Genomic DNA, 9,808 nt, shown 5'->3' with positions numbered 1-9,808 from the left:
GTGTTGGTGACCCCAGCGGGATTCTCCCCGCCGCCACTCCGCGAGCCGCTGCGCGCCTCGCGGAGCCTCCGGCGGCGTGGGCCCAACCCGGATAAGTTGCGAGACAACAACAGGCATCCCGAACGCACGAAAGCCCGGTACGAGACCGGGCTTTCGTGTGTTGGTGACCCCAGCGGGATTCGAACCCGCGTTACCGCCGTGAGAGGGGAATAGGCTCCCCCGGAACTGCGTGCCCGACCCGGTTCTGCCCTGTGTTTACTGGGGTTCCGCGTGCGTCGAGTGCGTCGCGGAAAGTCCTGTCGTCAGCGTTCGTTGCCAAAATGTTGCCACGTTTGCGCCCCTCCAGAGGCGGGTAATCCTGGTGCCTCTGCGCGCCTGCCGAGTGTGCCGAGTAGCGAACTCACGTTCCCGCGCCTGACCCGCTCTACCAGCTTGCGGGGTCGTGGCGGATGCCGCAACACCACGTCGCTGCGCTCGGATGTTGCACCCTCCGTCCCGACCCGCGAACAGCAGGGAGCGGGTCCGGGGCGGGAGCGGACCGGGGAGGTAGAATGAGCAACGACGAAGCAGAGGTGATCCCATGAGCGTGACGATTCCGAGCGCGATCCCGGCCGAGTCCCTGCGCGCCTGGTACGACGACGAGCCCCGCGTGAGCGATGTGGCCCTCTACGACATGACCGCCCAGGGCGCGACCACCCTGGCCTCCGTCCTGATCGAACGGCAGCTCGCCACGACCGACGAGCGCGAGCGCGAGTATTGGGCCGCGCGGGTGCGCCTGGTGAACCAGCAGCGCACGGCGCTGGACCCCGACGACCGGCTCGGGCTGATCGCCCAGCAGCAGGCATGGCTCGATGAGATCGACGCCCTGACCGGCCAGGCGAGCCGCCGGATCGCGTGACCGAACCCGTCGCCTCCGACGAGGCGCGGCTGCGGCAGGTGTTCGACGCCACCGCGCGGCAGGCGATCTTCCCGCCGGTCCCGACCGGCGACCGGCTCCTGGTACTGCTCGGCGGCCAGCCCGCCGCGGGCAAGACGAGGGCGCAGGCGGCGATCCTCGCGGAGCACCCCGAGCTGGTGTCCATCACCGGGGATGACCTGCGCGCCTACCACCCCGGCTACCGGGATCTCGCGGTGAACGACCCGCTGGCGATGCCGGCCGCGACCGCGCCAACCTCCAGCGGGCTCATCCGCCTCGCCCTGGACCATGCGATCGAGCACGGCTACCCGGTGCTGCTGGAAGGCACCTTCCGCGATCCAGCGATGGTCATCGACACCGCGGCCCGGTTCGCGGAGGCCGGTTACCGGGTCGAGGTCGTCGCCGTCGCCATGCCCGCCCCGGTGTCGCGCCTGGCCGCGGAAGAACGGTTCCTGCGCGCCCGGCGCGGCGAGGTCGGCCGCTGGACCCCGCCCGAGGCGCACGAGACGGCGCTGGCCGGCTCACCCGAGGTCGTGGCCGCGCTGGAGGCCCTGCCCGCCGTCGCCCGCATCCAGGTCTACACCCGCGACCGCCGCCTCTACGACAACCGCCGCACCGAATCCGGCGCATGGGAGCACGAGCCCCACGCGGCCGAGGTGCTGCGCAGCGAGCAGACCCGAGAGCTCACCCCGGTCGAGGCCGTTGCCTGGCTCGCGGACTACGGCGCCGTATTCGGCGCCGCTCACGCCCGGCGCGGCTACCTCAGTCCGAGGACCGCGTCGGCCTACCGGCGGCTGCAAGACGACGCCGCCCGCATGATCGAGCTGGCCGCCTCCGACCCCAGTGCCGACGTGCGGGCGCTGGAAGAGCAGCAGACCCACCGCCGGATCGCACTGAAGGTCGCCGTGCCCGAGCCGCCGGGGATCGTCGGACGGATCGGGCAGACCCTTCGGCGCTCACTCCCGCCCTATCGTCCAGCTCCGTCGCGTGACGCGCCCGGTAACGAACCACCGAGCATCGGACGCTGAGAAGACGCCTATCGTTCCCCCACTCACGACGACGACGTGGGAGTAGAACTGTTCGACACCCCTGTCCCCGCCGGATCACGAAAGCACGTTCTGGCCCGTAAAACACGGGCGAGTCGCCGGGTGGCCGCGTGGACAACTCCCTCAGGATTCACGGACCTACGCGGTCGGTAGCACATGAGAACGAGCCTGCCGAGACGCCGCCAAACCCGATACCCGAGTCTGCGCGATCGCGCCGGATGTCACAAGCCGGTTCGGGCATTGCGGCCTCCGCCCCGACCCCGCGACTGGCAGGGAGCGGGTCCGGTGCTTGTGGAAGTCGACTGTCAGGCGCGGGAGGGGACGCCGAGTTCGGCCAGCAGGTTCAGCACGCGGCGCTCGATCTCGTCGCGCACCGGCCGCATCCCGTCCGGGGTCCAGCCCGCGGGATCGGGTAGCGTCCATTCCTCGTACCGCTTGCCGGGGAAGATCGGGCAGGCGTCGCCGCAGCCCATCGTGATCACCGCGTCCGCCGCCCGCACGATCTCGTCGGTCCAGGGCTTGGGGAACTCGCCGGCGATGTCGATGCCCCGTTCGGCCATGACCTGAACGGCGACCGGGTTGATCTGCTCGCCGGGCTCGGAGCCGCCGGACCAGCCGATCGCCCGGTCGCCGGCGTGGTGCTGGAAGAAGCCGAGGGCCATCTGCGAGCGGCCGGCGTTGTGGACGCACAGGAACAGCACGGTCGGCGTGCCCGTCAGGTGCATCCCGTCGACCTTGGCGAGCGCGCGCAGCCGCTGCCGGGCGAACTTCTCGGTCAGCAGCGGCAGATAGGTCGGCACCGTCGCACGGGCGGCGAGGTCGGTGTAGGAGGCGTGCAGGAAACGGTCGATCGTCTCCCGCCCGAAGGTGCCCTCGAACTCCCGCGTCAGGCGCTCGGCGCTGGTGGCGAGGCCCGCTTCCTGGTCGATGGTGATCGTCGCGTGGCGCTCGTGCTCGTCTGGCATCGTCGTCATCCCTTCGTCGTGGTCAGCCGGGGCGCGAGGCTCTGGATGCGGGCGGCGATGTCCTCGAACGCCGCGTCGAAGGCGGCGTCCGTCCCGTCGCGCACCGGGTCCGGCACCGACCAGTGCACGCAGCCGGCGTCGCCGAGTTCTTCGTGCGCGGTGTCGCACACGGTCACCACGAAATCGTCCGCGCCGAGCACGTCGTCCAGCGCGCGCGGGGCGCGGGCTCGCAGGGTGAGGCCGTGTCGGTCCGCGGCGGCGATCGCGCCCGGCTCGATCTGCGCGGCCGGGTGCGTGCCGGCCGAGGCCACCGGGATATCGCTGCTGCCGTGCCAGAGCGCAGCGGCGAGCTGGGATCGGGCCGAGTTGCCGGTGCAGACGAACACCACCCGCCGCACCCCGAGCATCGGGGAAGGGGTGAGGCCGTCGAGCGCGCCGGGCGCGAGGTGGAGGTAGGTGCGGCGCCGGTCGGCCTCCGACCGCGTCCGCACGATCAGCCCTGCCTGTTCGAGCTGGTTCAGGTGATGGGCGAGCAGGCTCGATGAGACACCCAGCTCGCCTTGCAGCTCGACCGGGGCGACATCGCCCAGGGTGAGCAGGTCCACGATCCGCAGCCGCACAGGATCGGCCAGCGCCGCATACCGCGCGACCCGACCCGCAAGGCAAGTTTCCTCAATGTTCATTACCTCAAGTTTGACTGAGCGAACCGGATTCGTCAAGATGGGCAGCGATGAACACCACCACGACCGAGGCCGTCCCGCTGTGGCGGCGTGCTGCCGCTGAGCTGCTGGGCGCCGGCCTGCTGGTGACGGTCGTGGTCGGTTCCGGCATCGCCGCCTCGCGTCTCTCGCCCGGCGATGTGGGCTTGCAGCTCCTGGAGAACTCGATCGCCACCGCGCTCGGCCTGACCGTCCTCATCCTGATCTTCCAGCCCGTCTCCGGCGCGCACCTGAACCCGGTCGTCACCCTCGCCGACCGCGCCCTCGGCGCACGGCACGGCGGCGGCGAGATCGCCGTCTACGCTGGCGCTCAGATCGTCGGCGGCATCGGTGGGGCGCTGCTGGCGAACCTCATGTTCGCCGTGCCGGCCGCGCTGTCGGTGACCGACCGGGCGGCACCGGGGCAGGTGCTCGGCGAGGTCGTCGCCACCGCCGGGCTGATCCTCACGATCTTCGCCCTGGCTCGCACCGGCCGCGCGGCGCTGGTCGCCCCGGCGGTCGGTGCCTACATCGGCGCCGCGTACTGGTTCACCTCGTCCACCTCGTTCGCCAACCCCGCCGTGACCATCGGCCGGATCTTCACCGACACCTTCGCCGGCATCGCCCCGACCTCCGCGCTGTGGTTCCTCGCCGCCCAGGTCGTCGGCGCGGTCGTCGGCGTCGGGCTTGTGTTCCTGCTGTTCCCGAATCGAAAGGCCCAGCCATGACCCATCTGATCGCCATCGGCGGCTCCGACGCCGGTATCTCCGCCGCGCTCCGTGCCCGCGAACTCGACCCGACCACCGACGTGACGGTGGTGGTGGCGGACGAGTACCCGAACTTCTCCATCTGCGGCATCCCCTACTACTTCACTGGCGAGGTCGCCCCGTGGCAGTCGCTCGCGCACCGCACGAGCGCTGACTTGGAGGCCACCGGGATGCGGCTGCGGCTCAACACTTTCGCCACGGGCATCGACGTCGCCGGGCAGCGGCTCACTGTCCGCACCCCGGACGGCATCTTCGAGGATCTGGCCTACGACGAGCTGATCGTCGGCACCGGCGCGCTCCCGTCCCACGCCGGCATCGCCGGCCTCGATGCGCTGACCCCGGAGGACGGGGTGCATGTCATTCATTCGATGGGTGACACTTTCGCCCTCGACCACGACCTCACTACCCGGCAGCCGCAGTCTGCGATCATCGTCGGCGCCGGCTACGTCGGCCTGGAGATGGCCGAAGCCTTCATCACCCGCGGGATGCAGGTCACCCAGCTCCAGCGCGGACCCGAAGTGCTCTCCACCCTCGACCCCGAGCTCGGCGCCCTCGTCCGCGACGAACTCACGACGCATGGCGTCGAGGTCGTCACCGGCTCGACCGTGACCGGGATCGAGAAGACCCCGGTCGGGCTCACCGTCACCGGCACCCGCGACGGGCAGCCCTTCGCACAGACCGCGGACCTCGTGCTCGTGGTCGTCGGGGTGCGGCCGAACACCGAGCTGCTCGAGCAGGCCGGAGCGAGCCTCGGCGCGGGCCGCGCCGTCGTGGTCGATGAGCACATGCGCACCGGGCTCCCGCACGTCTGGGCCGCCGGCGACGGCATCATCACGCATCACCGCCTCCTCGGCGCGACCTATCTGCCGCTGGGGACGACCTCGCACAAGCAGGGCCGCATCGCAGGAGAGAATGCTCTCGGCGGCGACCGAGCCTTCGCGGGGTCGGTCGGCACCCAGGTCGTCAAGGTCTTCGACCTCGTCGCCGCCCGAACCGGCCTGCGCGACCACGAGGCGATCGCCGCCGGCTACGCGGCAGCAACGATCACCGCGGCCGCGGACGACCACAAGCGGTACTACCCCGGTGCCCACCCGATCCACTTCCGCATCACCGGGGACACCGGCGACGGGCGTCTGCTCGGCGCGCAGCTCGTCGGGCGGCGCGGCACCGAGGTCGCCAAGCGGGTCGACACCTTCGCCACCGCCCTCTATGCCGGGTTGACCATCGGGCAGTTCGATGACCTCGACCTCTCCTACACCCCGCCGCTCGGCTCTCCGTGGGATGCCGTGCAGCTCGCGGCGCAGGCGTGGTCGGCCGCGAATGCCAGGGTGCTGGTCTAGTGAGCGTCAAGTGACTGGGGCAGACTGAGCGCGATGAGCCTTTCCCCCTCGACCGGCGGGCGCCGCCACCCCGGCACGGTCGGAGAGGTGTTCCTCGTGTTCCTGCGCCTGGGACTGACCTCCTTCGGCGGCCCGGTCGCGCACCTGGGGTACTTCCGCGAGGCGTTCGTGGAGCGGCGCAAGTGGCTGGGCGACCGCGCCTACGCGGACCTGGTGGCGCTGTGCCAGTTCCTGCCCGGCCCCGCATCCAGTCAGGTCGGCATGGCGATCGGGCTGCAGCGCGCAGGGTTCGGCGGGCTGCTGGCGGCGTGGGCGGCGTTCACCCTGCCGTCGGCGATCCTGCTGGTCGCGTTCGCCTACGGGGTCACGGCGCTCGGTGACCTGTCCGGCGCCGGATGGATTCACGGGGTGAAGGCCGCCGCGGTCGCGGTCGTCGCCCACGCCGTGCTGGGCATGGCGAGAACCCTCACCCCGGACGCGAAGCGGGCCACGATCGCCGTGGCGGGCATGATCGTCGTCCTGCTCGTCCCGAGCGCGTTCGCACAGGTCGCCGTGATCGCCGCCGCGGGAGTCGTCGGGCTGGTGTGGCTGCGCCCGCAGGCCGCCACGGCATCGGAGTCGGAGCCATTCGTCGTGCGGGTGCCTCGCTGGGCCGCGATCGGGAGCCTGGCCTTTTTCGTGATCCTGCTCGCGGGCCTCCCCCTGCTCGTGTCCGCCACTGAGAACGGGGCGGTACGCTTATTCGACGTGTTCTACCGGGCTGGGGCACTCGTGTTCGGCGGCGGTCACGTCGTGCTGCCGCTGCTGGAGGCCGGGACCGTGCAGACCGGCCTCGTCGACCACGACGTGTTCCTCGCCGGCTACGGTGCCGCGCAGGCGGTCCCCGGTCCCTTGTTCACCTTCGCCGCCTACCTCGGCGCCGCGACTACCAGCCCGCCGTCCGGGCTGCTCGGCGCCGCGATCGCGCTGGTCGCGATCTTCCTCCCCGCGACACTGCTCGTGGTCGGGGTGCTGCCGTTCTGGGACCGGCTGCGTCGCGCTCCACTCGCGCAGCGGGCGCTCATGGGCGTGAACGCCGGCGTGGTGGGGATCCTCGCCGCAGCGCTCTACACGCCGGTGTTCACCGAAGGGGTCACATCGGTCGCGGCCCTCGGGATCGCCGCCGCCGGGTTCGTCGCCCTGACCTCGTGGAAGGCGCCGGCGTGGGCGGTCGTCATCGCCGCGGGCCTCATCGGCTGGGCCGTACTGTGAGCAAGGGGTGAGTCCGCGCCGCCTCAGCCGACGACCGTGCCGAACAGGGAGCCGACCAGGAAGGTCGCTCCCAGGGCGAGCGCACCGCCGATCACCAGGCGCACCACGGCCCGCCACCGATGAGAGCCGCCGATCCAGGCCGCGACGTATCCGGTGACCGCCAGGGCGAGGAGCACGGCAACGAAGGTCCACACGATGCGCGCCGGGTGCGGCAGCAGCAGGATCGTCAGCAGCGGCAGCACGGCGCCGATCGTGAACGCGATCAGCGAGGCGAAGGCGGCGTGCCAGGGGCTGACGACGTCCTCCTGGTCGATGTTCAGCTCGAGCGCCAGGTGGGCCTTGAGCGCGTCGCGCTCGGTCAGCTCCGTCGCCACCAGGCGGGCGGTTCCGGGGGTGAGGCCCTGCTCCTCGTAGAGCCCGACCAGCTCCTCGAGCTCGACCTCGGGATCCTCCTCCAGCTCGCGCCGCTCCTTCTGGATGAGAGCCCGCTCGCTGTCCCGCTGGCTGGACACCGAGACGTACTCGCCGAGCGCCATTGAGATAGCCCCGCCGACCAGGGCCGCGGCCCCCGCCAGCAACACTGGCGTGACCTCCGCTGTCGCTCCGGCGACACCGACGACGACCGCCGCCGTGGACACGATCCCGTCGTTCGCTCCCAGCACTCCTGCGCGCAGCCAGTTGAGTCGCTGCGCGAGCCCCGTTGCGTGAGGCTCGCCGGAATGCCGGTATGGAGGGGATTGCGTCGTCACGGCTCCTCACGGTAGTTCGGTAGTTCTCCTGCCGCCAGGAAGGAGAGGCAACCCTGCACCTCGGCTCTTCGCCCGCAGATTCCAGTCGTGGTGCTCGGGTTTCAGAGCGTCACACGCGGTGCGAGTCGGACTCCGTGTCGGATCGGCGTGACGGCGGCGGTGCGGCAGCGGGGAGTCCGCTCGGCGGGCCGCCCAGCGCGCGGAGCGCGTAGAGGATCGTGGCGAGGTCCACGAGCTCCTGCGTGAGAGCGCCGGCGACGGCGGGGATGGCGCCCGTCATGGCGATGACCATGAGGACCACGCTGAGACCGATGCCGAGCCATATCGCCGTCAGCGCGACGCGAAGCGTGTGCCGCCCGATCGACACGGCGTCGACCACCTTGCTGAGCGAGTCGACAAGGATCACCACGTCAGCGGCATCGCCGGCCGCGGTCGCGCCTTTCGCGCCCATCGCAACGCCGATGTCGGAGGCGGCCAGCACCGGGGCGTCGTTCACCCCGTCGCCGACCATCATCACGGGTCGTGGATGCAGGTCGGCCGCGAGATGAACCTTCTCTGGCGGAAGGAGCTCGGCATGCACCTCGTCGATCCCGGTCTGCCGCGCGATCGATTCGGCTGTCGCACGAGTGTCTCCCGTGAGCATGACGATCCGTTCGACACCGTTCGCGCGCAGCCACGACACCACCGCGACGGACTCCGGGCGGGGATCGTCGGCGAGCACGAGGACGCCGGCGAACCGGCCGTCGATGGCGACGTAGGCCGCGGCCTCGCCCGTCGTCAGGTCTGCGCGCACCGTGTCGGCCGCCACTGACGCGACGTAGGAGGGCTTCCCCACGACGACCGTTCGCCCCCCGATCACCGCGGTCACACCATTCGTGGCGACCTCACTGGCCTCCTCGGCCGCGAGAAGGTCGATGCCGCGCTCGACCGCGGCCCGGCGGATGCTGTCTGCGAGCACATGCGACGAGTACTGTTCAGCAGACGCGGCGAGCTGCAGCAGTTCGCCCGCCTCGAAGCCGCCGACAGGGCGAACGTCAACGAGGGTCGGCTGGCCCTGCGTCAGCGTTCCGGTCTTGTCGAAGGCCGCGGACTGCACTCGGGCGAGCTGTTCTACGACACCTCCGCCCTTCATGATCACGCCGGCCTTCGCGGCCCGCGAGAGCCCGCCGAGGAACGCGACCGGTGCAGCGATCAGCAGCGGGCACGGCGTCGCTAGCACCAGCACCTCAGCGAAGCGCGTCGGATCGCCCGATACCGCCCACGCTATGCCGGCCAGGGCGAGCGAGACGGCCGTGAAGGGGATCGCAAACCGATCCGCGAGCCGCACGACGGGCGCACGCGAGTCCTCCGCGGCACGCACGAGCGCGACGATCTGCTGGTACTGACTGTCCGCGCTGCGCCGCACCGCCCGGATCCGCACCGCCCGGTTCCCGTTGATAGCGCCGGAGAGCACGTCGCTGCCCGCCTCACGAGTCACCGGCAGACTCTCCCCAGTGAGCGACGATTCGTCGAACGTGCCGCTCTCGGTGAGCAGGATGCCGTCGACCGGCACGATCTCGCCCGGCCGCACCAGCAGCACATCATCGATCCCTACGTGCTCGACCGCGACATCCTGCACCTCGTCCGAGTCCGACGCATGCTCGTGAGTGAGAACATGCGCGGTGCGCGGCGATCGGTCCAGCAGCGCGGTGAGGTCGCGCCTGGCCCGCCGGGCGGCGAAGTCCTCCAACGCTTCACCGCCGGAGAGCATCAAAACGATGATGAGCGACGCGATGTACTCGCCCACGGCGAGGGTTGCGACCATCGCCACCACCGCGAGGATGTCGAGCCCGACATGCCCGCGAAGCACATCACGCACCATCCGAACCAGCGTCCACACGACGAACGCTCCGACGTAGGCCGTCGCCGTCCACCGTCCCACCGCATCCGCTCCGACGGCGTGGAGGACCACGACCGCGGCGAGCACCACGACGGTGACCGAGATGATCGGGTATCGCCACAGCGGCCGCAGCAAGCGCATACGTCTCAGCCTTGTCGACTGCTGCACTCGCCGCTAGCTGTACTGCCCAGGGAGGT

The 9,808-nt window shown here is 70.9% G+C and carries 9 protein-coding genes; 5 read left to right on the top strand and 4 right to left on the bottom strand.

Features of this window, described 5'->3' with window-relative positions; translation table 11 throughout:
• Positions 1-580: 580 nt before the first annotated feature.
• Positions 581-898 (top strand): hypothetical protein, encoded by a 318-nt coding sequence (locus B4F19_RS09650; protein ID WP_195691657.1) that lies wholly within the window; start codon positions 581-583, stop codon positions 896-898.
• Positions 895-1,944, top strand: a complete 1,050-nt coding sequence (locus B4F19_RS09645) for a zeta toxin family protein (RefSeq protein WP_195691658.1) — start codon at positions 895-897, stop codon at positions 1,942-1,944. The genes B4F19_RS09650 and B4F19_RS09645 overlap by 4 nt, the downstream gene beginning before the upstream one ends.
• Before the next feature lie 323 nt (positions 1,945-2,267).
• Here B4F19_RS09645 and B4F19_RS09640 read toward each other — a convergent pair whose 3' ends face one another.
• Positions 2,268-2,927: an arsenate reductase ArsC gene (locus B4F19_RS09640; protein ID WP_228178110.1), complete on the bottom strand. Its 660-nt coding sequence runs from the start codon at positions 2,925-2,927 to the stop codon at positions 2,268-2,270.
• A 5-nt stretch (positions 2,928-2,932) separates the two neighbouring features.
• Positions 2,933-3,610, bottom strand: a complete 678-nt coding sequence (locus tag B4F19_RS09635; protein ID WP_195694251.1) for a helix-turn-helix domain-containing protein — start codon at positions 3,608-3,610, stop codon at positions 2,933-2,935.
• A 47-nt stretch (positions 3,611-3,657) separates the two neighbouring features.
• Between B4F19_RS09635 and B4F19_RS09630 the strand changes: the two genes are divergently transcribed.
• The 3 genes from B4F19_RS09630 to chrA are packed head-to-tail and all read left to right on the top strand — an operon-like array spanning position 3,658 to position 6,983.
• On the top strand, positions 3,658-4,353 hold the full coding sequence (locus B4F19_RS09630; RefSeq protein WP_195691660.1) for an aquaporin: 696 nt from the start codon (positions 3,658-3,660) through the stop codon (positions 4,351-4,353).
• A complete protein-coding gene (locus tag B4F19_RS09625) occupies positions 4,350-5,732 on the top strand; it encodes an FAD-dependent oxidoreductase (RefSeq protein WP_195691661.1) in 1,383 nt (460 codons plus the stop codon). Before B4F19_RS09630 ends, B4F19_RS09625 begins: the two co-directional genes overlap by 4 nt.
• 33 nt (positions 5,733-5,765) lie before the next feature.
• Complete coding sequence (chrA, locus tag B4F19_RS09620; protein WP_195691662.1) at positions 5,766-6,983, top strand: chromate efflux transporter; 1,218 nt, start codon at positions 5,766-5,768, stop codon at positions 6,981-6,983.
• 23 nt (positions 6,984-7,006) lie between these two features.
• On the opposite strand, the gene B4F19_RS09615 is transcribed toward chrA, so the two are convergent.
• Positions 7,007-7,732, bottom strand: a complete 726-nt coding sequence (locus tag B4F19_RS09615) for a VIT1/CCC1 transporter family protein (protein ID WP_195691663.1) — start codon at positions 7,730-7,732, stop codon at positions 7,007-7,009.
• Positions 7,733-7,841: 109 nt separating this feature from the next.
• Positions 7,842-9,752, bottom strand: a complete 1,911-nt coding sequence (locus B4F19_RS09610; RefSeq protein ID WP_195691664.1) for a heavy metal translocating P-type ATPase — start codon at positions 9,750-9,752, stop codon at positions 7,842-7,844.
• Between the last annotated feature and the right edge of the window lie 56 nt (positions 9,753-9,808).

It is taken from the genome of Microbacterium sp. UBA1097 (assembly GCF_002313585.1).
In the GTDB taxonomy this organism is placed as follows: domain Bacteria; phylum Actinomycetota; class Actinomycetes; order Actinomycetales; family Microbacteriaceae; genus Microbacterium.
This window is presented reverse-complemented; position numbering and strand designations above follow the sequence as displayed.

Bases quoted from the DNA above. Each gene is read 5' to 3' on its own strand.
- B4F19_RS09650 (WP_195691657.1), top strand. From the start codon at position 581: ATGAGCGTGACGATTCCGAGCGCGATCCCGGCCGAGTCCCTGCGCGCC.
- B4F19_RS09640 (WP_228178110.1), bottom strand. From the start codon at position 2,927: ATGCCAGACGAGCACGAGCGCCACGCGACGATCACCATCGACCAGGAA.
- B4F19_RS09635 (WP_195694251.1), bottom strand. From the start codon at position 3,610: ATGAACATTGAGGAAACTTGCCTTGCGGGTCGGGTCGCGCGGTATGCG.
- B4F19_RS09630 (WP_195691660.1), top strand. From the start codon at position 3,658: ATGAACACCACCACGACCGAGGCCGTCCCGCTGTGGCGGCGTGCTGCC.
- B4F19_RS09625 (WP_195691661.1), top strand. From the start codon at position 4,350: ATGACCCATCTGATCGCCATCGGCGGCTCCGACGCCGGTATCTCCGCC.
- chrA (WP_195691662.1), top strand. From the start codon at position 5,766: ATGAGCCTTTCCCCCTCGACCGGCGGGCGCCGCCACCCCGGCACGGTC.
- B4F19_RS09610 (WP_195691664.1), bottom strand. From the start codon at position 9,752: ATGCGCTTGCTGCGGCCGCTGTGGCGATACCCGATCATCTCGGTCACC.